The sequence below is a fragment of the Emticicia fluvialis genome (assembly GCF_024793945.1).
Lineage (GTDB): Bacteria > Bacteroidota > Bacteroidia > Cytophagales > Spirosomataceae > Emticicia > Emticicia fluvialis.
On sequence record NZ_JANUSD010000001.1, the window covers coordinates 82,062 to 104,124 of the forward strand.

General features: G+C 36.6%; 19 protein-coding genes and 2 pseudogenes. 17 read left to right on the plus strand and 4 right to left on the minus strand.

Going from position 1 to position 22,063, the window contains the following annotated elements:
- Window positions 1–168 precede the first annotated feature (168 nt).
- The 13 genes and pseudogenes from NZ848_RS00310 to NZ848_RS00365 all read left to right on the plus strand — a co-directional run bounded on the left by NZ848_RS00310 (window position 169) and on the right by NZ848_RS00365 (window position 13,077).
- Window positions 169–1,176: a glycosyltransferase gene (locus tag NZ848_RS00310; RefSeq protein ID WP_259013909.1), complete on the plus strand. Its 1,008-nt coding sequence runs from the start codon at window positions 169–171 to the stop codon at window positions 1,174–1,176.
- A gap of 80 nt (window positions 1,177–1,256) precedes the next feature.
- A complete protein-coding gene (locus tag NZ848_RS21485) occupies window positions 1,257–1,877 on the plus strand; it encodes an acyltransferase (protein ID WP_309600814.1) in 621 nt (206 codons plus the stop codon).
- A gap of 395 nt (window positions 1,878–2,272) precedes the next feature.
- Window positions 2,273–3,109 (plus strand): glycosyltransferase family 2 protein, encoded by an 837-nt coding sequence (locus NZ848_RS00320; RefSeq protein ID WP_259013910.1) that lies wholly within the window; start codon window positions 2,273–2,275, stop codon window positions 3,107–3,109.
- A gap of 114 nt (window positions 3,110–3,223) precedes the next feature.
- The gene (locus NZ848_RS00325) at window positions 3,224–4,141 is read left to right on the plus strand and encodes a glycosyltransferase (protein ID WP_259013911.1); all 918 of its coding nucleotides are present in this window, start codon (window positions 3,224–3,226) and stop codon (window positions 4,139–4,141) included.
- Between the two features lie 18 nt (window positions 4,142–4,159).
- Window positions 4,160–4,360: pseudogene (locus tag NZ848_RS21535) on the plus strand (acyltransferase); the annotation flags it as partial.
- A 126-nt stretch (window positions 4,361–4,486) separates the two neighbouring features.
- A pseudogene (locus tag NZ848_RS21540) lies at window positions 4,487–4,660 on the plus strand (acyltransferase); the annotation flags it as partial.
- Window positions 4,661–4,738: 78 nt separating this feature from the next.
- Window positions 4,739–5,494, plus strand: a complete 756-nt coding sequence (locus tag NZ848_RS00335) for a WecB/TagA/CpsF family glycosyltransferase (protein ID WP_259013913.1) — start codon at window positions 4,739–4,741, stop codon at window positions 5,492–5,494.
- A gap of 17 nt (window positions 5,495–5,511) precedes the next feature.
- Window positions 5,512–6,462: a GDP-L-fucose synthase gene (gene fcl / locus NZ848_RS00340; protein ID WP_253532955.1), complete on the plus strand. Its 951-nt coding sequence runs from the start codon at window positions 5,512–5,514 to the stop codon at window positions 6,460–6,462.
- Window positions 6,463–6,567: 105 nt separating this feature from the next.
- Entirely contained in the window at window positions 6,568–7,638 is a 1,071-nt protein-coding gene (gmd, locus tag NZ848_RS00345) for a GDP-mannose 4,6-dehydratase (protein WP_259013914.1), read from the plus strand.
- A 525-nt stretch (window positions 7,639–8,163) separates the two neighbouring features.
- Window positions 8,164–9,204 carry a hypothetical protein gene (locus NZ848_RS00350; RefSeq protein ID WP_259013915.1) on the plus strand — a complete coding sequence of 347 codons (1,041 nt, stop codon included), beginning with the start codon at window positions 8,164–8,166 and terminating at the stop codon, window positions 9,202–9,204.
- A 26-nt stretch (window positions 9,205–9,230) separates the two neighbouring features.
- Complete coding sequence (locus NZ848_RS00355; RefSeq protein ID WP_259013916.1) at window positions 9,231–10,118, plus strand: YjbH domain-containing protein; 888 nt, start codon at window positions 9,231–9,233, stop codon at window positions 10,116–10,118.
- Window positions 10,102–11,223 carry a YjbH domain-containing protein gene (locus NZ848_RS00360; protein ID WP_259013917.1) on the plus strand — a complete coding sequence of 374 codons (1,122 nt, stop codon included), beginning with the start codon at window positions 10,102–10,104 and terminating at the stop codon, window positions 11,221–11,223. The genes NZ848_RS00355 and NZ848_RS00360 overlap by 17 nt, the downstream gene beginning before the upstream one ends.
- Window positions 11,224–11,688: 465 nt before the next feature.
- Entirely contained in the window at window positions 11,689–13,077 is a 1,389-nt protein-coding gene (locus tag NZ848_RS00365) for an undecaprenyl-phosphate glucose phosphotransferase (RefSeq protein WP_253532962.1), read from the plus strand.
- A gap of 36 nt (window positions 13,078–13,113) precedes the next feature.
- Here NZ848_RS00365 and NZ848_RS00370 read toward each other — a convergent pair whose 3' ends face one another.
- Window positions 13,114–13,851, minus strand: coding sequence for a tyrosine-protein phosphatase (locus NZ848_RS00370; protein WP_259013918.1), 738 nt, complete (start codon window positions 13,849–13,851; stop codon window positions 13,114–13,116).
- A gap of 972 nt (window positions 13,852–14,823) precedes the next feature.
- On the opposite strand from NZ848_RS00370, the gene NZ848_RS00375 reads away from it, so the two are divergent.
- The 4 genes from NZ848_RS00375 (at window position 14,824) to NZ848_RS00390 (ending at window position 19,181) form a co-directional block, all read left to right on the plus strand.
- Entirely contained in the window at window positions 14,824–15,636 is an 813-nt protein-coding gene (locus NZ848_RS00375) for a polysaccharide biosynthesis/export family protein (protein WP_259013919.1), read from the plus strand.
- A 623-nt stretch (window positions 15,637–16,259) separates the two neighbouring features.
- Window positions 16,260–16,856 (plus strand): hypothetical protein, encoded by a 597-nt coding sequence (locus NZ848_RS00380; RefSeq protein ID WP_253532968.1) that lies wholly within the window; start codon window positions 16,260–16,262, stop codon window positions 16,854–16,856.
- A 146-nt stretch (window positions 16,857–17,002) separates the two neighbouring features.
- Complete coding sequence (locus NZ848_RS00385; RefSeq protein ID WP_259013920.1) at window positions 17,003–17,767, plus strand: hypothetical protein; 765 nt, start codon at window positions 17,003–17,005, stop codon at window positions 17,765–17,767.
- Complete coding sequence (locus NZ848_RS00390) at window positions 17,760–19,181, plus strand: phytoene desaturase family protein (RefSeq protein ID WP_259013921.1); 1,422 nt, start codon at window positions 17,760–17,762, stop codon at window positions 19,179–19,181. The genes NZ848_RS00385 and NZ848_RS00390 overlap by 8 nt, the downstream gene beginning before the upstream one ends.
- 274 nt (window positions 19,182–19,455) lie before the next feature.
- Here the strand turns inward: NZ848_RS00390 and NZ848_RS00395 are convergent, their stop codons facing one another.
- The 3 genes from NZ848_RS00395 to NZ848_RS00405 all read right to left on the minus strand — a co-directional run bounded on the left by NZ848_RS00395 (window position 19,456) and on the right by NZ848_RS00405 (window position 21,997).
- Complete coding sequence (locus tag NZ848_RS00395; RefSeq protein ID WP_253532973.1) at window positions 19,456–19,995, minus strand: YciE/YciF ferroxidase family protein; 540 nt, start codon at window positions 19,993–19,995, stop codon at window positions 19,456–19,458.
- Window positions 19,996–20,446: 451 nt separating this feature from the next.
- A complete protein-coding gene (locus NZ848_RS00400) occupies window positions 20,447–20,926 on the minus strand; it encodes a response regulator (RefSeq protein ID WP_259013922.1) in 480 nt (159 codons plus the stop codon).
- 186 nt (window positions 20,927–21,112) lie between these two features.
- The gene (locus NZ848_RS00405; RefSeq protein ID WP_259013923.1) at window positions 21,113–21,997 is read right to left on the minus strand and encodes a helix-turn-helix domain-containing protein; all 885 of its coding nucleotides are present in this window, start codon (window positions 21,995–21,997) and stop codon (window positions 21,113–21,115) included.
- Window positions 21,998–22,063: the final 66 nt, after the last annotated feature.

Genomic DNA, 22,063 nt, shown 5'->3' on the forward strand with positions numbered 1-22,063 from the left:
TCTTTAATTAAACAAATATCTAAATAATTAACTGTTATTTAATTTACGTGTTTTATTATTAAATAAGATGGATAATTTTTATTTGCAATTTTGTGCATTTTCACTTTTTAACCATTTTACTTAAAAACAAAGTGAATATATTAAATCGGCATTTTCTAAAGTAAAATTATGAATAAAATTTTTTCTAAATTCAACCCACCAGATCCAAAGCTTTATTTTGGTACAGTTATAGATGTTGAACATAGAATTATTTGTTTAAATTCTTATGATCACTTATATAGTTTGTCAAAATTATTATCTAGGAGTTGTAAAGAGCGGATAGATATAATTTGTGGTTTATGGTATTCACATGAGAGCTTTAAAGAAGTATTTAAACTTGTAATAAGTATAATAAGGAACAAACTGCAGTTTCCTAATATTACTGTTCACATCTTGTGCAATACACAAAAGGAGTATAATATTCTTAGCATGATTGGTATTAAATGTACATATTGTAATCACAATGCTTTCATAGATGAAACTATATTTAGGATAATTCCTAATCAAGTGAAAAAATACCAAGCTGTTTATAACGCCGTTTTGTCTGAATTTAAAAGACATTTCTTATGCGAAAAAGTTGAGAACCTGGCTTTGGTAACTTATAACTTTAAAAATAGTGAGTATAAAAAATATCTTGATAGTATATTAATAGATGCTCACTGGCTAAATTATGTTGGCAGTACAGATAACCCTATTTTCTTAAATAATCTTCAATTATGTGAAATTTATAATCAATCCAATGTAGGTTTAGCACTATCAGAAATTGAGGGTGCAATGTATTCAAGCGCCGAATATTTACTATGTGGGATACCTGTTGTTTCTACCGAGTCTAAAGGAGGAAGAGATGTTTTTTTTACAAATGAAAACTCTGTAATTACAAAAGCCACAACTGAAGATGTTGTGAATGCCATTAAATTGGCCATAGAGAAGAAAAGTGGTCAATCTGAACTAATTAGAAGCCAAATGATAAATATGATGGAAGAGCATAGAGATAGGTTTATTAAGTATGTAAACACCATGTATAAAAATATGGGTTTAGAGAAAGATTTAAAAGACACATGGGAAGAGTGGTTTACTAATAAATTAAGAAATGAATATAGTCCTGAGGAAATTGTAGGTATTTTATCCAAAGGATAATAAGAAATCCGATGAATTGAAGCTTTCTTGAAGAGTTTCGTTTGATTTTAATTGAAGTTAATATTTTAGTAAGAAAATAAATGAAGAAGTTGATCATTCTAGTTTTTCGTGTTATTAGGTTTATAATTCGTAGAATTCTTAAATTTATTAACAATATAGTTACGTATATATATTTATATTGTAATAACGTAAGTTTCTCTTCTTTTTCAACAAATGGTGTACCACATATTATTGTAAATCAAAATTCAAAGTGCATTATAGGTGAAAATTTTCAAATGAATAATACCCTTGCCTCAAATCCCATAGGGCGCCCTCAAAAATGTTGTATTTCAGTTAATAACAGTGGATTTTTAAAAATTGGATCAAATGTTGGGATGAGTTCTGCTGCAATTACTTGCATGAAAGAGATTATTATTGGCGATAATGTGACAATTGGTGGAGGAGTATGTATTTATGATAGTGACTTTCATCCTTTAAATCCTACTCTGCGAATACTTAATGAAAATCAATACACTCAGCATAAAAGTGTTACTATTGAAGATAATGTTTTCATTGGGGCGCATTCAACGATTTTAAAAGGAGTTAGAATTGGTAAAAATTCAATAGTTGGAGCCTGTTCTGTTGTATCAAAATCAATTCCTGAAAACGAAATTTGGGCTGGTAATCCAGCCAAATTTATAAAAAAGATACAGATTCCCTAGATTAAAGGAATTAGATTGTCTTATATATCCAGACTTGATCATACATATTTTAATTATGAGAATTTGAGTAGATTTTGTAAATAAAATGGATAGAGCTAAGGATAGATTATTGATTTATGAATTCATTTCTTTTGAAATTCATTAATTCTTAAATTTTACCGCTGAATAATGAAATTGTGATTTAGTCGGTTGAAGTTATTATCTATTCACCCAAATTGCCTTTAGCCGAATAATTCTTGAAAATAGTGATTTTTGTGTCTAAGGATATTATTTACATGTGTTTTAGGGCTTTAAAGTAAATTAGTCTCATTTTTGCTTTACCAATTAAATGAGGCCAATGTAAGTTTTCACTCTCAATCATGTTTTTGATTAAAATACAATATTGTAAAAATTAAATGAATCAAATAGCTGTTTTAATTACTTGTCATAACCGAAAAGGTAAAACTTTATCATGCTTAAGAGCCTTAAGTGCTTGCAATATGTTGAAAGGCTATTCCATTGATATATTTTTAGTTGATGATGGTTCAACTGACGGCACTAGTAATGCAGTTAAAGAGGAGTTTCCTTACGTCAATATTATTTTTGGGGATGGGAACTTATATTGGAATAGGGGAATGGTATTAGCATGGGAGCATGCTTCAAAAAATGTTTATGATTTTTATTTATGGTTAAACGATGATACTATTCTTTTTGAGGATGGAATAATCCTGTTGTTAGAAGCCTCTTTTAGTAAAGATAACAAATCAATAATTGTTGGTAGTACAATATCTGAGAGTGCCCAAATTATAACTTATGGAGGAAGGACCAAAAACTCAGAAATTATCGAACCCAACGGTTTAATAAAAGACTGTCATCATTTTAATGGAAATATAGTATTAATACCAAAACATGTATTTGATATTGCAGGAAAACTGGATCCAACATTTCATCATGCCATAGGAGATTTTGACTATGGTTTAAGAGCGAAAAAAATGGGTATAGATTCATTTATTGCATCTGAATTTGTTGGGAAATGTGAGGGTCATAGTAATTTTCCGAATTGGTGCAATCCTAGTACACCTTTGTTTAAAAGAATTAGAAGTTTATATCGAACTTCATGTGAATGTCATCCGAAACAGTTTTTCTTTTTTGAAAAAAGACATTACGGTTCCCTAACTGCAATTAATCATTTTTTTAGCATCCATTTTAGAGTGCTTTTACCGCGGTTATGGTCAAACCGTTCCAAGCATTAATTAAGTTTTATTTTTGTACTTCAATAATTGTTCACTTCAATTTTTAAGAAAATTGAATATATGTGAAGTAAGAAAAATATTATTACCAATTCAATTTACATATAATAATACAACATGAATCTAGCCCCATTAGTATTGTTTACCTTTAAGAGAATAGATACTTTAAAAGAATGTATAAAATCGCTTAAATCTTGCAATTTAAGTGACGAGTCCGAACTGATTATTTTTTCAGATGCTCCAAGAAATGAAGCAGATATTGAAAAAGTAAATCTTGTTAGAACCTTTGTAGAATCAATTAATGGTTTTAAGAAAATTGAATTGAATTTTAGAGAGAAAAATTACGGAGTCGATTACAATATTATTGAAGGGATTACTGAAATTTCTAGTAGGTTTGATCAATTCATTATCCTTGAAGATGACCTTGTTTTTGATAAAAATTTTATATATTTTATGAATTTGACTCTCAATTATTATAAAGATTATAAAGATGTAATTTCTATTTCAGCATTTTCATATTTAAACAATATTCCAAAAGATTATAAATATGACGTTTATTTTACTAAACGTTCATGGAGTTGGGGATGGGGTTCTTGGTCAGATAAAATTAGGAGTGTAGATTGGGAAATTAAAGATTCTAAAGAGTTCCTATCTAACTTTAAGACTCAATATAAATTTAATGAGTGGGGAAGTGATTTATCACATATGCTTAAAAATACACTTTCAGGTAAAACACGGGCATGGGATATTAGACTCTTTTACTACCAATTTAAACATAATCTTTATACAATTTATCCGACAAGTTCTCTTGTATTAAATACTGGATTTGGAGAGAATGCGTCCAATACTTTTGGATTTAATCGTTACCAAGGAAGAATAGGTTTAAACAATGAGGATAAACCAATTTATACTTTACCTGAAGAAATTATTATTGACCCAGTTATCAAGAGAAGCTATATTTTTAGAAATTCGATTCCAATGAGGGCAATGACTAAAATCATGGATTTTCTTAAAAGATTAAAAGTACTAAATTAATATTCTGAGAATGGAGCAATGATTCAATTTATCAAAAAATTTAGAAATTTAATTTTGGCAAAAATTATTTGGAGAAATTATAATATCGGAAGTAATTTTCACGCAGGCATTCGTGTAAGACTCTGGGCTAAAAATTATATTAGAATAGGAGACAATTTCTATATTGGCAGAGACTCTCAAATTGAATGTGATGCTGAAATAGGAAATAATGTAATTTTTGGTAACCGTGTAGCTTTGGTAGGGAAATATGACCATCATTATCAACAAACTGGAGTTCCAACAAGGTTAGCCGCACAGATTAGAGACGGTAACTATAATTGGAAAGGAATTGAAAGTAAAGTGGTTATAGAAGATGACGTTTGGGTAGGATATGGTGTGATTATTATGAGTGGTGTCAAAATTGGTATGGGGAGTATTATTGCGGCTGGAGCAATAGTAACTAAAGATGTTGCCCCATTCTCTATCTATGCTGGTGTACCAGCTAAAAGGATATCTGATAGATTTGACTCTATTGAGGAACTTAATCTTCATAAAAAGATTCTAGGTATTGATATCCTTTAACTTTATCCTTACAATAGGTAGTTAATTTTTTTTATTATGATTTTTTTCGAAAAACTCATTAGTATTAACATTTCGCTTGGTAAATATCAGGAGTTTGTTGATAATATACTTGGTTTGGGCAAGAACCATACGTCTTCTTATGTTTGTGTTTCAAATGTGCATGTTTGTATAGAAGCGTTTCGCTTTAAAGATTTTTCAGAGGTAGTTAATAATGCAGATATTGTTACGCCTGACGGAATGCCGCTCGTAAAAGGGTTAAAGTGGTTGTATGGTATACAGCAGGATAAGGTTTCTGGTCCTGATCTGATGCCTTCCCTGCTAAAAGAAATGGAAAGGCAAGACCTGGCTGCGTTTTTTTACGGGTCTACCCCTGGGGTTTTAGAAAAACTGAACGGGTGGTGCAAAGATAACTTTCCTGGGCTTACTATTGCCGGCTCTGTTTCTCCTCCATTCAGGAAATTATCTGATGAGGAAATCGAGCGAGATGTCCAAATAATTAATCAATCAGGTGCGCATGTAGTTTTTGTGGCACTGGGCTGCCCGAAACAGGAACGCTGGATGGCAGCTATGAAAGGCAGAATAAATGCAGTCATGATTGGAGTAGGGGGGGCGTTCCCGATGTTAGTGGGAGAGGAGAAAAGAGCTCCGCTCTGGATGCAGAAAAATATGCTGGAGTGGCTGTATCGCCTAATGCAAGACCCCAAGCGTTTATTTAAAAGGTATTTTGTAACCAACAGTTACTATATCTTCTTGCTAACCAAAGAAAAATTAAAGCTGACCTTTAAAATTTAAATTCTATAACTGATTAAATGCACAAGGATTCCAAAATATACGTCGCTGGTCACCGGGGAATGGTTGGCTCGGCAATTTTAAGGAAGTTACAAAAGGATGGTTATACCAATTTTGTACTTCGCACGTCAAAAGAATTAGACTTAAGAAACCAACAGGCGGTAGAAGACTTTTTTCAGACCGAAAAACCTGAATATGTATTTCTGGCTGCTGCCAAAGTGGGTGGTATTGTTGCCAATAATACCTACCGTGCAGATTTTTTGTATGAAAATCTGGCAATTCAGAATAATATAATTCATAGTTCATATAAAACAGGTGTTAAAAAATTACTGTTTTTAGGTTCTTCATGTATCTATCCAAAACTGGCGCCTCAGCCTCTTAAGGAAGAATATCTTTTGAGCGGCTATCTTGAACCTACCAATGAGCCATACGCTATTGCGAAAATTGCGGGCATTAAGATGTGCGAGGCTTACAGAAGCCAATATGGTTGTGACTTTATATCGGCCATGCCAACTAATTTGTATGGGCCTAATGATAATTATGATTTACAGAATTCTCACGTTTTACCGGCCATGATTCGGAAGTTTCATGAGGCTAAAACCAATCATGTGGCCACGGTAACCTTATGGGGTACGGGGTCTCCGATGAGAGAGTTTTTGCATGCCGATGATCTGGCAGCAGCCTGTCTTTATTTAATGGAGCAATACAGCGAGCCTGAATTAATCAATGTAGGAACCGGAGTAGATGTTACCATTAAGGAGTTGGCAGAAACAGTAAAGAAAATTGTTGGTTTTGAGGGTGAGTTAATCTGGGACACAAGTAAACCGGATGGAACACCAAGAAAACTGATGGATGTTTCAAAACTGCATAATTGTGGCTGGAAACATACCATAGAACTGGAAGAAGGAATAGGGCTGGCCTATCAGGATTTCCTGGAGCATCATGACACGCTCCGTCTGGGTACAAATTAAGACAGTTTGGTAACATTCTTGAAAAACCCGGAAAGTAAAACTTATATTTTAGTTGACATATTCAATATCATTATACACTTATTATAAACCAAAGATTGTTACTCAATGAAAAAAGCACTGATAACAGGTATCACAGGTCAAGACGGAGCCTACTTGGCAGATTTTTTATTAAATAAAGGCTACGAAGTTCATGGTATTAAGCGCAGAAGTTCGTTAATCAATACTCAAAGGGTAGACCATTTGTATGAAGACCTGCACGAAAGAGGTGTTAAATTTATAATGCACTATGGTGACTTGTCTGACTCTACCAATATCATCAGAATTATTCAGGAAGTTCAACCAGACGAAATCTATAACCTGGGTGCAATGTCTCACGTGAAAGTTTCTTTTGACGAGCCTGAATATACTGCACAGGTAGATGGTATCGGTACGCTTAGAGTTCTGGAAGCTGTTCGGCTTTTAGGATTAATCGAGAAAACTAAAATTTATCAGGCCTCAACTTCTGAGCTATATGGTTTGGTACAGGCAGTGCCTCAATCAGAAACTACGCCTTTCTATCCGCGTTCTCCTTATGCAGTTGCCAAATTGTATGGCTACTGGATTACAGTCAACTACAGAGAGGCCTACAATATGTTTGCCGTAAACGGTATTTTGTTTAACCATGAGTCGCCACTACGTGGAGAAACATTTGTTACCAGAAAAATTACCCGTGCAGTGTCTCAGATTGCATTAGGCCAACAAGACGCTTTGTATCTGGGTAATCTGGATGCGCAACGCGACTGGGGTCATGCCAAAGACTACGTAGAAGCCATGTGGTTAATTCTACAACAAGATGTACCGGAAGATTACGTAATTGCAACGGGAATCACTACCCGTGTAAGAGAGTTTGTAAGAATGTCTTTTGCTGAAGTGGGTATCTCGGTAGAATTTAAAGGTGAAGGCGTAGATGAAATCGGATTTGTAACAGCATGTAGCAATCCAGATTATCAATTGCCAATCGGTAAAGAAGTTGTTTTTGTAGATCCAAGATATTTCAGACCAACAGAGGTTGAATTGTTGATAGGAGACCCAACAAAATCTAAAACCAAATTGGGTTGGGTGCCTAAATACGACCTACCGGCATTGGTAAAAGATATGATGCAGGCAGATGTGGCTTTGTTTAGCAAAGGCAAGTAAGAAGCATTTTATAACTGATTAATAATTAGGTATATGAGGCCATGTGCGCCAAATTATACCTAATTATTGGTCAGACCATTTTGGATTTACTTTGCATAGAATTGTCTTTAACAAAGAAAATATGCTTTTTTAGAGGTAATATGGCAAAAAGTTTGAATATTATTTGGCAATAATTGCATTTACCAATATTTTAGAGTTGTTGTTCCGGTTAAGTTGTTACATCAGAGGTTTATTATCTTAATTCGCCTCATACAGATTTTCTGTCTTTTGTAAGTTTGCTATTGTTGAGCTCGTTTAATTTGTTTCTGAGCTGCCCTTCGTTTTACATCTTTTTTACTGCAACACTAAAAGTTCGCCACTACCTTAAAGGATAATTTGTCAGGAATCACAAGATTTCTTCATGTTTTACAGGCAATTTGAATTGATTTAGTACAATTCAAGGTCTTAAAACAAGAAATCTTGGTTTTTTTAGCAGCGTAATTAAGTAAATCCCCAATACAATTTTTCTTATTAATTTAAATTATCATGAAAACTGGAAGAAAATTTAAGTTTGCCAGCCTGAGTTTGGTTATGGCGTTGGCAGTTAGTATGTACAACTGTAAGTCGAAAGACGCAGAGCCTGAGATTCCTAAATTTGAGGAAAAGTACAAAGATGTAAAACTGCCAGATGTAAAGCCAACTACACCAGCAGCCGTAACCACTACGCAGGGTTCAGTAACTGCATCAGCCACAACAACGGCGGTGACCACTGCTCTGGCCACCGGAACAGTTACCTCTGATGTTACCACAGCTGCTGCCAACGTGGAGAAGGTGATTGCGCCCTCGGAAGCAGGTAAAATCTCCGCTGCTTTCACTCCGGCGGTGGTCAGTAATCTGGTGTCTACAGGTACTTTACCGGCAGATTTGAAAGCGTCAGTACAAGCAATTGCTTTGAATCCTGCGCTGGCTGCCTATTTGCCAAAGATTACCCTGCCATCGGTTAACGGTACGGTTGTAACGGGTTTTGTAAAAGAGTCTTCCTTTACAAAAAATGAGTCATTAATCAAGTTTCCTGATTATGCCGTGGCCGCAGTAAACAGCGCCTGTACCGACTCGGCTCAGCTGGCATTTAATCGTGCCAAAGCAACCATAGATGCAGCCAGAGCAACCCAGGAACAAACTGTAAATGCCACTTATGCTAACCGGGTAGCGGCAGCCAACAGTGCGGCATGTATTGCCACCGCAGGTACATCGTTTAGTACCAGAAACACAACTGCCAACAATTTGCTTCAGGCAGGCCTTACTGCTTTGGCTTCTGTAAAAGATACGCTAGGCGAAGCAAATTATAATTTGCTAACTGTACTTTTATATGTTAATTTTGTTCAGACTATTGAGTTGTCGGGTAATTTATATGCAGCAGAAGTAAATGCTTGTAATTTAACTACCACTGCCACCATAGCCGCTGCAGCTTCAGCGCGAGATACTGACCTCGCCGCTATTGCTAACGCTTATAATACCACCATTACTAATATGCAGGCCACCCTGACGGCGTCTTTCCAGACTTGTCATGACCAGGGCCAGGGTTAATTTTAATTCAAACGCCTCTTAAAAATATGAAAATCAAAAAAGCGCTATCGTTTATTTCTTTTAAATGGAGATTTAAGGGTAGCTCTTTTTTGATTTTTCGCTCCACCGTAGCAACCTGCCTTTTTGTTTTTGCTTCGCAATCCGTTTGGGCACAGGTGAATCTATCTGGCAAATCGGGTCTGATGTATATCCCTAATGCAACTGCTTACGAAGACGCCAGCCTCAGCTTCGGCTACAACTACAATCCGCTTAAATATTCGTTAAGAAGTAAGCAAAGAAATGCCGAGCGTGTTTTATTTGCCAATCTTACCTTACTGCCGCGCCTTACCATTACCTTAAGCCTGCTTCAACCGGTTACAACCGATACAAAAATACGTGAGGGTCTGGGAGACAGGCAACTGGATATAAGCTATCTTCTGGTAAAAGAAAAACCCAGGTTTCCTTCAGTGGCTGTTATTATTTCTTCGCCGTTTATGATTGAAACAGCCATGCTGACCAATGTTTTAGTGGCTACCAAGCACTTCAATCTGAACAAAGACCTGAACCTGGAAACAACAGCCGGGTATGGTAGCCCGTATATTCTTTCAAGAGAAGGTGATTTTAAACTGAATCTTGCGAATTCGAATATTTTTTCAAATTTAAAGTTTCAGAAGAAAAGTGATTTCATCTTCAACAACGGTTACCTTGTAGGTCCTTTTGCGGGTATCAAGTTAGGATACCGGAATAAAGCCGGACTGATGACCGAGTGGGACTCGCAACATCTGAATGTTGGAGCCTATTTAACGCTCTGGAAGAAATGGACGGTTCAGGGAGGATTACTTAACGGAGACAGGTTCATATTCGGTTCTTCAATTCATTTTCAACTGCTTAAACCAAAGAAAAGCATTGCCAAGCTGGATGAAACACTTAATTAATAGTTTACTATGCTTTTTGTGTATAACCGGTATGGGTTATGCGCAGTCTGGTAAGAAGGGGAAGACACTTCTTACCTATGAGCGTGTAAATAAAGACAGCCTCGGGGTTAGTTATGAACAACGCATTTACCGGAATCCGTTTAACGGGTTTGTTGAGTTGCGCTACTCCCTTTCAGACACCAGTAGCCAGAGGTATATTCCGTTGTTTCAGGGAGTGCCTATCGCATCCTATCAGAAAATAGGTTCGGGTATTTATTCTAAACCGCTTTCTGCATCAGCTTCCCGGCAAGTCGGGGTTAACAAATGGTTTCCGCTGAAAGATTATAAGCTTGACTTTTCTTTACTTCCCCTCTTTACAGCTAAGTTCGGTAACTTTGATAACCCTGTTGAGGCCAAGTTTAGTGTAGCTCTTAATACCCAGCTTATTTTAGGCCGAGGCCTTGCTATTACAACCGGTCTTACTATACCGATTGTCAATGATTTAGACCAGCAATCGCTGAGGTTACGTCTGGCTCCTACCTTTATTAATAAATTTCTGACTTTTAGAAAATTTAACTTTATGAGCCTTTCTGCCGGATTGTTTTATAAAGACCAGTACGGCCTCAATGCACAGTATAGGTATTTTGATGTGAACAGTCCTTGGTCGTTCGGGTTGGAGGGTTCTTTCAGCGGCTATTACAGAATATCAGGCGATTATTTTGAATACCAGTCCCTCAGGCATCTCATGGTGTTAGGTGATGTGAGCTACCGTATTTTTAAGAATGATATAACCTTAAAACTTTCGGGTGGGCAATACCTTTATAACGATAGAGGCGTAAGATTTGATTTTATACGCCAGTTCTCAAATGTAGAGATCGGGTTCTATGCATTAAAAACTACCAATGGCACATCAGTAGGTTTCAATTTTGCTATACCAATTCCGCCTGGTGTTATCCTGCAGGGCAAGCGTGTCAGGCTTAGAACAGCAGATGAGTTCAGGTGGGAATACTTATATGTAAAAGGATATCAGATTGCCGAGCGATACAGAACAGGTTACCAACTGGATGAAAAGTTAAGGACTTATCATAGCAGTTACTGGGATAATCAGCTAAAAAGAGGCTTGTAAAAATTGCGACTTAGGTACGTATTCTATAGTATATATACGTATAGTGTGTAACGCTGATGCCAGAAGTAAAAAATTAACTGTATTTATATAAACTTAAAAAGGACTTCTTGCATTTTTCACCCCCTCCGCTATAATAAGTAAATTATATTTTCTAAGTTTGTATCAGGAAACACTGCTGTTAAAACATGATTACAATAATTGTAAATTTAATTGAAGGTTTACACAACGATTATTGCTAATGATAGGGTGGAAATTTACTTTTGCGTAGGTTGTTTTTTATTTTGTTTGCTGCAAAATATAATGTTGAGTTATTGCCAGTTATCTCTCTTTTAAGCACAGTACTAAACTGTCAATAGGCTTTAAGTTAGCATAAGCGTGTCACGAAGAAATTATACCCAAAAAGTAGTTGCTTCAAATTCGATATTCAAACATAGCATATAATTACAGTTCTAGTTTTTAAATTATATGGTCTCAAATCTAAAAAAAGTATATCATATAAGATTATTGACAGATTCACTCTGTTTAATATTTTGCTATAGTATAGCACAGATATTAAGTGGCCGGGTTTTTCGCAATAGTGATATATTTTTAATTTTTCTTCTATTGGTAATCTGGTACTTTACCAGCCGTTATACTGAATTATACGACGAGTTTCGTACGGTAAAGTATGTAGATGAGTTTCTTGTGCTCATTCCCAATATAATTGCCCAGGGGGTAGCCTTAATGGTATATCTTTTTCTATCTAACGATAGCTTCTATTCAAGAACGCTGGTGCTGCTCAACATCATTTTTGTTTTTGTTGTGATGACAATACAGAAGTATCTGTTCAAGAAGATAAGTCTGTTGTTATATGAAAGAGGATACAAAATAAAGAATATTCTAATAGTAGGTACAGGAGACAGCGCTATGTCTTTTTATAAAATATTTAGCGATACACCGCAGTTTGGATATAAAGTAGCAGGTTTTATTGATGAATCGAAGCCTCAATATCTGAATGGCCAGTATAAGGGTAATCTGGCCAATCTTGAGAGTGTCATCAAAAAAAGCCGTATTGAAGAAGTAATTGTTGCCTTGCCTTCTTTTGACAAGGAGTATGTTGAGAAGATTATTCAGGTAACTGAAAAAGAGGGAATAAAAACCCGAATTATACCTGAGTACTCGCAATATGGGTTAAAACAATATAAACTTGAACTCTTTGGCGGTAACCCTATTCTTACTTTGCGGAAAAATCCGTTAGAAGAATGGCATTTTAGAGTTCTTAAACGTGCTTTTGATATAGTTTTCAGCCTTTTGGTTATAGTTTTGGTGTTTTCATGGTTGATACCTATTCTGGCATTAATTATCAGAATTGATTCAAAAGGGCCTATTTTCTTCCTTCAGGAGCGTTGGGGTAAAAACAATAAGAAAATTGTGTGTTTTAAATTCAGGTCCATGTATTCAGACAGTTCTACCCGCAAAAAAGACGGAGGTTTCTGGCAAACTGAAAAAGATGACCCAAGAATTACCAAAGTCGGAAGGTTTTTGCGTAAAACTAACCTGGATGAGTTGCCACAGTTTTTCAATGTATTGTTTGGCGATATGTCAGTTGTAGGGCCAAGACCTCACGCTGTGCAGCACAACATAGAAAGTAAAGAGCAGATTGATAATTATCTGATCAGGCACTGGGTTAAACCGGGTATTACAGGTTGGGCTCAGGTAAATGGATACAGAGGAGAGACCAAGGACATTTCATTGATGAAAAAACGTGTGAAATTTGATATCTGGTATATCAGCCACTGGAGTATCTGGCTGGATATTAAAATAATAGTTGCTACAGTTTATAATATGGTGAAAGGCGAAAAAATGGCCTATTAATCCACATACACCTGGAGCAAATCAAAAGAATTTCTACTAAAGCATTTCGTTAAGAAATGCTTTATTTTTTAATAGCTTCATCAACTTCGAATCCTTCGTTAATAGCTGGATATCGGCCAGATGCCTTTCATGGTGCAGGTCGGTTCCAACAAAATCTATGATACCGGATTCCAGCAATTTGGTTGCTACTTGTTTAGTCTTTTTACCGTAGTAGCCTGCTAACGACAACAAGTTAAGCTGAAGCAGGCACCCTACCTGTTTTAAATCAGCTATTTTATCAAGACTTTCCCACCAATAAGGATAGCGCTCAGGGTGTGCCATAACAGGCGAATAACCACTGGTTTTTAGTTTAAATATAAGCTGAGATAAGTTGGGTGGCGGAGAAATGAACGACATTTCAATGAGCAGGTAACGCTTTGTACCGAAGCTTAATAACTCATTTCTTTGCAAAATGCTTTCAAACTCTTCATCCAGCAGATATTCAGCAGCGGCTTCAATTTCTATATCAAGGTTACGCGGCTTTATCGCTTCTCTTACTTCATTGAGCGCATTGTTAATGATGGCTGGTGTATTAGGAAAAATGCCTGCCTTAACATGAGGTGTTGTAATAAACTTTTTATAACCTATTTTATGAAGCTCTTCAATATAGTTAATGGTTCGTTCCATATCCGTTGAGCCGTCGTCTATTCCCGGAAGCAGATGAGAATGAATATCGGTTTTTAAGAATGAAAGTGGATCAGCAGCAGGTTTTTTCCAATTAAAAATTGAGAGCATAAGAATTGTGTTTTAACTTATTGTTTTTCTTGAAGCATTATACCTTTTTAGTAAATGCCATTCAATTTAGATTATGACTAGCGTGTACGTTACAGAATTTAAACAAAATTACGACAGAATCTCGTAATCTCATATTTTACCTGTTAAAGATTAAAAAACGTGCAGTCGGGTAATGATTAGTTAAACAACAAAGCCTCTCCGGTATGGGTTTCAAATTTTATGTTCATTGGGTCAGGCACTACAAATGGTAAACAGGCCTTCAATATTTTATTAATCTGGTTCAGAGGGTTACTGGCATCAAATGATTTTTTATTGTATTTCTAAATACTTTTATATGAAGATTCTATAAAAAACTAAAAAATACGGTTTGGCATCAAAATATACTGTTTAAATTCTAAAACTTTCTTTTATTTTTGTAAGGCACAATTTTAAGAAAAAAGTTTTTCCGTTTTCGGGGTCTTAAATATTTGTTCTATTCTTTAAAATTGAATGCTTCGCTTGAGTTTAATTTAAATTGAGATTAATTGAAAGTTTGAAGTGCCTGATGTAAGTATAGCTTTGATTGAAAACAGAATTTAAATTATTACGTACTTTTACTAGCTTAGTTTTTCCTTGTTTCGGTTAAAGTTTGGCATGATATTAAAATTGTATTTTTTGAGTAGCAAACAACGAAAATGAACAGCCCTTTACCTGTCTACCGTGTGCACAAATCCAATCAATATTTTCAGGTCTTATTTTAAGAATACACACAGCAGTTCTGCGTATGTTAATTTTTTGAGTATTGCTGGTTGATTAATTAAATGAGAACTTAAGAAGAGTGATAAGAACCGGAGAAGGATAATACAGTGAATTAACACAAGAAATATAACAATTGAATACTTGTCTGACATTTATTGAAGTTCTATTAACTAGCCATAACTATCAGCAATTTTTATCTATTATTTTATGTTTAACAACAGCCCCAAAAAGTTAATGAAATTATTCAGAGCTTTGCTTTGTTTATCTGGTATCGTGTTTGTTGCGTCCTCGTGTGTGCGGGTAAATACAAAAGATATTACCTATTTTCAAGGCACAGATTCGGTGTCCAATCAGGTACTCCCCCCCAACCTTCCAACTGTAACCCGCATTCAGGCAGATGACATTCTGGCCGTAACCGTGAGCAGCTTAAGTGAAGAATCTAACGTTATTTTTAATTTCCCTAACGTTAATGCCCTTACAACTACTAACTTTCCGGGTTCAACGGGTGGAGGTATGGCAAGAAATCAACCACTTGGTTATTTGGTAAATCCGCAAGGCAATATTGATATGCCATTGGTTGGAAGTGTAAAATTGGAGGGCCTAACCTTGAAAGAGGCCGGTGATAGTATAAAGGCAAAACTCCTTACATTTTTAAAAGAGCCTACTGTAAATGTCCGTTTTCTGAACCATAAGTTTACAATTATTGGCGAGGTGAACAGACCGTCTGTTTTCAATCTTCTGGACGACCATACAACCTTGCCAGACGCAATTGGTATGGCTGGTGATTTAACAATTTACGGTTTGCGTAAGAATGTAATGTTGATTAGAACAACGGGAGATAAACGCGAGATAGTTAAGTTGGATCTAACCAAAAGAGACTTTTTTAATTCGCCTTATTATTACATTAAAAACAATGATGTAATTTATATTGACATCAGTAAAGGTAAAGTTACTTATACCGATCAGAGAATACAGACCATTCAGTTGATTCCAATATTTACTGGTATAGTAACTACGCTTGTACTTATTTTAAATGTCATTAAATAAGGTCTGGCCATTGGTGGTCTGATTAGTATTAAAATTCAGGAGGTATTTCAATTGGTTTGAAAATCTCTATGAAAACACAAGCCAACCCCTACAGTAATGTGCTGTGGGGGTTGGCTTTTTTTTAGAATACAGCTCTGCCTGTAAACGTATATAATGCATGAGTCAGTTAAACCTGATGGGCATTCCCAATTTATTAAATGTTAGCTTGTAGCTCAGGCTTTATCAATTCTATTTAAGGTTTCAAATCGGAAAATTGACTTGCCGTGCTGATTTAAGGGGTTGAAGTAAGTAAATGATTGTGCCACTGACATCAAATACACAAGATGTGTTTTTAATCTTAAATCTTTCTTATAAAATAACTTTGCATAGTATGCTTATACGCCATTTATGCTTAAAAATTGCGTTTTATTGTCAAAAAATCAAATTTTAAATTATCGTGGCAGTAATTCTACATGAGTAGAATTATTTACTATATATTCAAATTATATGGGAAAATTTTCCCATACAATTTTAGCATTTTCTTTTATTAATTAAGCACTATTATGAAATAGCTTAGAATTTCAGGAAGATGCAGATGTGGCATTGGTTTTTAGTTTTTTATATGAACTACTTACCAAAAAGCGATGGTCCAATATCTACGTATAGTTTTTGAAGCAGTATTTTTAATTGGATTACTTTATGTAATTTTTTTAAGATTAAGGGTACTAAATGCATTAAGAAGCCTGGGGGCATTTAAACTGGGTATTTTTATGTTATTTTTTGGATTCTGGATGTTTGTACAGCTTATTGACCGCTGGCAATATCAATTCCCTGATAAGAAGGTTGAGTTTTTCCCGATTGCGAGATTCGCTATGTTTGAAGGAGGGGGCAGAATACAAACCGTTCAAACCTACGAATTTGCCGGCAGGTTTTCAGATGGCAAAACAGAATACTATGCACCTTCAGATATTCTTAGAGGAGCAGGCACACCAACATTGTCAACGAAAATGAACAATGTAATTATATCCGCGCTAAAATCTGATAATGCCGAAAAAATATCCTGGGCAAAAGCAGAGATAAGTAAGTATGGCAGATCAATTTATAATGTGCTTCAATTTCAGGGGAAAGATTTACCAGACAGCTTAGATTTTCAAATTGTGAATATAGACTTAACTAAAACTACAAAAGACGCAGTATCTAAAGATTATCAAATGTCTGTTAAAAATCCCTTTAAGAAATGAAAATAACTTTACACAACGGCGCAAATGCAGATACGCTTTCTTTTGCAAGAATTTGGATATTTTTTATCTGGTTTATATGGGTTTCTACAGATAGCAGCTATCTGGTTGCCAATGCAGAACACAGCATTTTCTTTAAGCATGGCCTGATGAATATTTTAAGTGATGATTTTCTGAGGGCTATATCTCCGGGTGTAATGCTCACAGTTAAATGCGTAACCCTGTATTTTATAGTTGCAGTTATTTTTGGAATTGGAAGGTCTAAATGGAACATTTTTATTGCAGCTGTATTGCTGACATTTTATATGGGCTATATTCGCGGATGGGGCAATCATGTCAATCACCGGGAGCTTACCTTGCTATATTGTACTTATTTATTGTTGCTTTTACCATGTTATGATACCGCAAATAGCAAAAGCGACAAGCCTCAGTCGGTTTACCAGGCTGGAATGCTCGCTTTGGGAATTATAATCACTTTTGATTACGCGGTTATCGGAATTGCCAGAGTTGCCAAGGGCTTCCCAATCACGTTTCATCCTGATATTATGCGCCAATGGATAGTTTTTCATGCCTATAACCCTAGCGAATGGGGATTTGAATATGGTAAAATGGTATTAGATTATCCATGGCTGAATTATTTAGTTGCGCCAATGCTGCCGGTTTCAACTGTTCTTGAAATCATTGCTCCTTTTGCTTTATTTACAAGTAAAAAGCTACGACTTGGGCTTGTAGTCTTACTTTTCCTGTTTCATTTAGGTATATATCTGCTAATGAATATTCTTTTTCTTGAAAACATGCTTTTACTTTTTGTATTATTGGATTATACCTCAATGATAGAGAATATTAAAAGTAAAGTAGCAGGAGCAAAATCAGGTTTTGAAAATTTAATAAACAGGATTTCGCAAAATGGGTAATCCGGATGTTGTTGTAATCGGGTCTGGGCCGAACGGTCTGGCGGCCGCTATTGAATTACAAAAAAGTGGTTTGCAGGTTGTAATAGTTGAGGGGGCTGATACCATTGGAGGTGGAACCCGAACATCTGAACTTACCTTACCAGGTTTTAATCATGATCATTGTTCGGCGGTTCATCCGATGGGCTTTCTTTCACCTTTTTTTCAGAGTCTGTCATTGCAGGAACATGGCCTTGAGTGGGTATTTCCGAAGGCTTCAATTGCGCATCCGCTTGATAATGAACCTGCAGTGATTCAATATCGGTCAATTGAAGATACAAAGCTTTCAATTGGGGGTAAAGATGGAATTAAGTGGGAGAAAACATTAACACCTTTTGTAAAAAAGGCAGATGTACTTTTTAAAGATATTCTGGGGCCTTTGGGTTGGCCTGATGCGCCATTCACCTTAGCAAATTTTGGCCTAAAAGGAATGCTTCCTGCCAGTTCTCTTGCCAATAGTTTGTTTAGCCAGACCAGGGCAAAGGCTTTATTTGCAGGTTGCTCAACGCACAGCATATTGCCTTTAGACATGAGCTTCTCGTCGGCAGTAGGTCTGGTATTTGCCATTTCCGGCCATGTGGTTGATTGGCCCGTTGCAAAAGGAGGCTCAATAGCCATAGCCAATGCATTGGCTTCTTATTTTATTAAGGCTGGGGGTAAAATTATTACTAACTGCTTTATAAGCAGCATGGAAGATTTACCCAAGGCAGATTACTACTTTTTTGATACCGACCCACTTCAGCTTTCAAATATTGCAGAAAAGCAATTGCCGGCCAACTACATAAATAGGTTAAGGAAATTCAATTTTGGCCCTGGGGTATTTAAAATTGATTGGGCATTACGTTCATCCATCCCCTGGAAAGATGCCAACTGCTTAAAAGCATCGACAGTACATGTTGGCGGAACATTACCGGAAATTGCGCAAAGTGAAAAAGATGCCTGGAATGGCAGGCATAGCGAGTCGCCATTTGTTATGGTATGCCAGCAAAGTGAGTTTGATTTCAGCCGGGCCCCGTCAGGTATGCAAACCGGATATGCTTATTGCCATGTGCCTAACGGAAGCACAAAAGACATGACACTTGCTATAGAAAAACAGATTGAAAGATTTGCCCCGGGTTTCAAAGACACTATTCTGGAAAGAAAAACTACCAATACTTCTCAGTTTTATAATTATAACAGGAATTTTTTCGGTGGTACTATTGCCGGAGGGGCAGCAGACCTAACACAATTATTTACAAGGCCGGTAGCAAGGCTAAATCCTTATTCAACGCCGAATCCAAAGATTTATATATGCAGCGGTTCTACTCCGCCCGGGGGTGGTGTGCACGGTATGTGCGGTTACAGAGCAGCCCGATCGTTCATAAAAAGCTTACGCTAATGTCTAAGAAAGGCTTAGCTATTTCATGCCTGTGTATCTTGACTTCAAGCGTAAATATATTGGTAATTGTATAGATAGAACCAGATACTTTACCAGCTGTTTGAGTCTCAATCTTTAGTGGAAATTGTTTTTCAAAGGTTGAAAGTATTACCAAGAGACATCCAATAATACTTTAACTTAAATAGATTAAAGACTAACAGCTCGTGAATAAAAAAAAGGTAGTATAGGGCCATCTGGCAGATGCCTATACTACCTTAATCATTTCTAATAAACGTTATTCCTGCGCAGCTTCCACATTAATGGTTGCTTCTGCCAGTTCGGTCAGCTTTTTATCGGTCGCACCTTCTTCGTCCAGAATCTCCTGTAATAAACCTGCTGCCTCTTCGTATCCTAAAGTCTGGGCAAGGCTTCTCAACCCACCGTAAGAACCTATCTCATAGTGTTCTACTTTCTGGGCTGCCAGAATTAAACCGCAGTCACGAACGAAAGTGCCCTTTTCAGTTGATTCAATTATTTCTTCCCCTTCTTTAATAAGTCCTTCCATGGCCGGGCAGTGCTTGGCTTTGGCTTTTTCGCCAATCATTTCAAACACCTGCTCAACTTTGGCAATCTGGCCTTCTGTTTCTGTTAAATGCGTTTCAAAGGCCATTTTCAACTCTTCAGAAGTGGCGGCTTTAGCCATTTTACCCAGAGCCTTTGTCAGATGTTTCTCTGCCCAGTAAATATCTTTCAGGCCATCTGTAAAAAGCTCTTTCAGCTTTTCACTTTCCTTTTCAGAAACATCAACACTACGTTTTGATTTTGAATTTTTCATTGTGTAAAAGATTTAGTTGATAATACTGAATAGTATAAGCAAATAACCATTCCATAGGTAGAAAGGGCAGGGGAGTACTTTTAAGCTGGCAAAAGATTTCATTAATTGTTCAACTGACGGGTAAGAAAATCACCACAAAACAGATAAGCAATCGTTAGGGTAAATTATTGGATATAAAGCGCAGAATAACCCACATGAAAACCTGAGGTTTAATCAATTATTCAAAACGAAAGGAAGTAGCAGTAAACGTCAATGCGTTTCCATAAATCTGATTCAGAAACAGATTATGAAAAGCCTATGCACCAACGGGGAAACCTGTTTCAGAATCTTCATCCACTCAATTCAATGAGGCGTCAACAGTAAGCAAGTGCTCAGGCATTTGCTGCCCGAGCCATAAACAAGGCTGATACTCTAAGCTGGTACCAGAAATATAAACAAAATGCTATGTGATTCAGGCTCTTTGAAGCGAGCGTTCTGATAGAAAATACAATTCTCTTTTAGGGGTTATGTATTCTTTCCAATCAATTTTCAGCACCTTATCAACCATTTTAAGAAGGTTGCTTACCTCATTGGGTTTAAGCAGGTAAAGGTTGGCGCCGGCGCAATAGGTTTCTTCAATCTCTGCTCCTGAAGAGGAGGTGCTGAGAATGACGCAGGGAATGGTTTTGTATAAATTGTTGGTTTTTATCATTTTCAGGCACTCTTTGCCACTCATTTTGGGCATGTTAAGGTCCAGGAAAATGATGTCTGGTTGGCTTTCGGGGCATTTTAATTTTTCAACGGCAGCCATACCATTATTCACTATTGTGAGTTCTGTGGCAAAAGGTAGTTCAGACAACACATTGGAAAAAAAGAATTGGTCGTCTTCATCGTCCTCTGCCAAAAGAACCTTAATTGGATTTTGCTGGTCAGTTAAAAGGTTTCTCATCATAGGAAGGCCGTTCATTTTCAGGATTCAGGGAAAATTATTTCATTACCGATATATGCATTTATATCAGCAAAGGGGCCATTTGTAACTCTATAGCACTGAAAAAGAGATTTCTTAATACAGTTCAGATGCCTGGCGGCAGGCAGAAAACTATTGCCACCAGCCGGTTGACAGGGGGATGGTTTGATCTCAATGCATCCGGTACTGAGTAGGAGTTACACCTGTTTTTTGTTTGAAAAAACGGGTAAAGTGCTGCGGATACCTGAACCCCAGCTCATAAGAAATTTCACTGAGCGATTTGCCGTGGTCAAGTATTCGTTCTTTGGCTACTTCAAGCAGGCGCAACTGAATAAATTCAAGCGCTGTTTTTCCGGTTTCTTTTTTTACCAGGTCTCCAAAGTAATTAGGCGAAAGATGGAGCAATTCTGCAAAATGGGCTACAGAAGGCAAGCCTTTGGTTTTCAGTTTTTCGCCTGTCAGGTAGTCGGTCAGTAGCTGCTCAAATTTACCGATAAGGCCACGATTTACATTTTCACGGGTAATAAACTGCCGGTCATAAAACCTTGCACAATATTTCAGTAGTAATTCAATATTGGCAACGATAAGGGTTCGGCTGTGTTTATCAAGATTCTGGCTTATCTCAGCCGCTATATTAGCCAGGCAGCCATCTATTAAGGTTCTTTCTTTTTCTGAGACGTGTAATGCCTCGTTTGTTTGATAGCTAAAAAACGAGTACTGATGCAGGTGCTTTACCAGTGAAGTGCCTCTGATTAAATCCGGATGAAAAATAAGCGCTGTGCCATAAGGCTGGTGCATTTCCCCTTCTGGGTCATGGGTAATTACCTGACCCGGGCCAAAAAACACAATGGTTCCGTTGTCATAATCGTAGTACTGATTACCATACCTGATATCGCCGCATCTGGTTTCTTTGATGATAACGGCATAAAAAGCTAACATAAATCTGGTTTTGGGCAGTAGGGGCGACTTGCTTAGATCAACCACATTAATTAGCGGATGCAATATCGGGTTGTTGAACATCCCACTGTATTTCCTGATGGTGTCGTAGATGAGCATTGGCTGGTCATGTTTTACTAATCAAAAATACCCTGAAATTTCTAAAAATATATCGCTGCCGTTGAA

Excerpts from the sequence above, each read along its gene's own strand:
- NZ848_RS00310 (WP_259013909.1), top strand. The coding sequence starts at position 169 with ATGAATAAAATTTTTTCTAAATTCAACCCACCAGATCCAAAGCTTTAT.
- NZ848_RS21485 (WP_309600814.1), top strand. The coding sequence starts at position 1,257 with ATGAAGAAGTTGATCATTCTAGTTTTTCGTGTTATTAGGTTTATAATT.
- NZ848_RS00320 (WP_259013910.1), top strand. The coding sequence starts at position 2,273 with ATGAATCAAATAGCTGTTTTAATTACTTGTCATAACCGAAAAGGTAAA.
- NZ848_RS00325 (WP_259013911.1), top strand. The coding sequence starts at position 3,224 with ATGAATCTAGCCCCATTAGTATTGTTTACCTTTAAGAGAATAGATACT.
- NZ848_RS00335 (WP_259013913.1), top strand. The coding sequence starts at position 4,739 with ATGATTTTTTTCGAAAAACTCATTAGTATTAACATTTCGCTTGGTAAA.
- fcl (WP_253532955.1), top strand. The coding sequence starts at position 5,512 with ATGCACAAGGATTCCAAAATATACGTCGCTGGTCACCGGGGAATGGTT.
- gmd (WP_259013914.1), top strand. The coding sequence starts at position 6,568 with ATGAAAAAAGCACTGATAACAGGTATCACAGGTCAAGACGGAGCCTAC.
- NZ848_RS00350 (WP_259013915.1), top strand. The coding sequence starts at position 8,164 with ATGAAAACTGGAAGAAAATTTAAGTTTGCCAGCCTGAGTTTGGTTATG.
- NZ848_RS00355 (WP_259013916.1), top strand. The coding sequence starts at position 9,231 with ATGAAAATCAAAAAAGCGCTATCGTTTATTTCTTTTAAATGGAGATTT.
- NZ848_RS00360 (WP_259013917.1), top strand. The coding sequence starts at position 10,102 with ATGAAACACTTAATTAATAGTTTACTATGCTTTTTGTGTATAACCGGT.
- NZ848_RS00365 (WP_253532962.1), top strand. The coding sequence starts at position 11,689 with ATGGTCTCAAATCTAAAAAAAGTATATCATATAAGATTATTGACAGAT.
- NZ848_RS00370 (WP_259013918.1), bottom strand. The coding sequence starts at position 13,851 with ATGCTCTCAATTTTTAATTGGAAAAAACCTGCTGCTGATCCACTTTCA.
- NZ848_RS00375 (WP_259013919.1), top strand. The coding sequence starts at position 14,824 with ATGAAATTATTCAGAGCTTTGCTTTGTTTATCTGGTATCGTGTTTGTT.
- NZ848_RS00380 (WP_253532968.1), top strand. The coding sequence starts at position 16,260 with ATGGTCCAATATCTACGTATAGTTTTTGAAGCAGTATTTTTAATTGGA.
- NZ848_RS00385 (WP_259013920.1), top strand. The coding sequence starts at position 17,003 with ATGAATATTTTAAGTGATGATTTTCTGAGGGCTATATCTCCGGGTGTA.
- NZ848_RS00390 (WP_259013921.1), top strand. The coding sequence starts at position 17,760 with ATGGGTAATCCGGATGTTGTTGTAATCGGGTCTGGGCCGAACGGTCTG.
- NZ848_RS00395 (WP_253532973.1), bottom strand. The coding sequence starts at position 19,995 with ATGAAAAATTCAAAATCAAAACGTAGTGTTGATGTTTCTGAAAAGGAA.
- NZ848_RS00400 (WP_259013922.1), bottom strand. The coding sequence starts at position 20,926 with ATGATGAGAAACCTTTTAACTGACCAGCAAAATCCAATTAAGGTTCTT.
- NZ848_RS00405 (WP_259013923.1), bottom strand. The coding sequence starts at position 21,997 with ATGCTCATCTACGACACCATCAGGAAATACAGTGGGATGTTCAACAAC.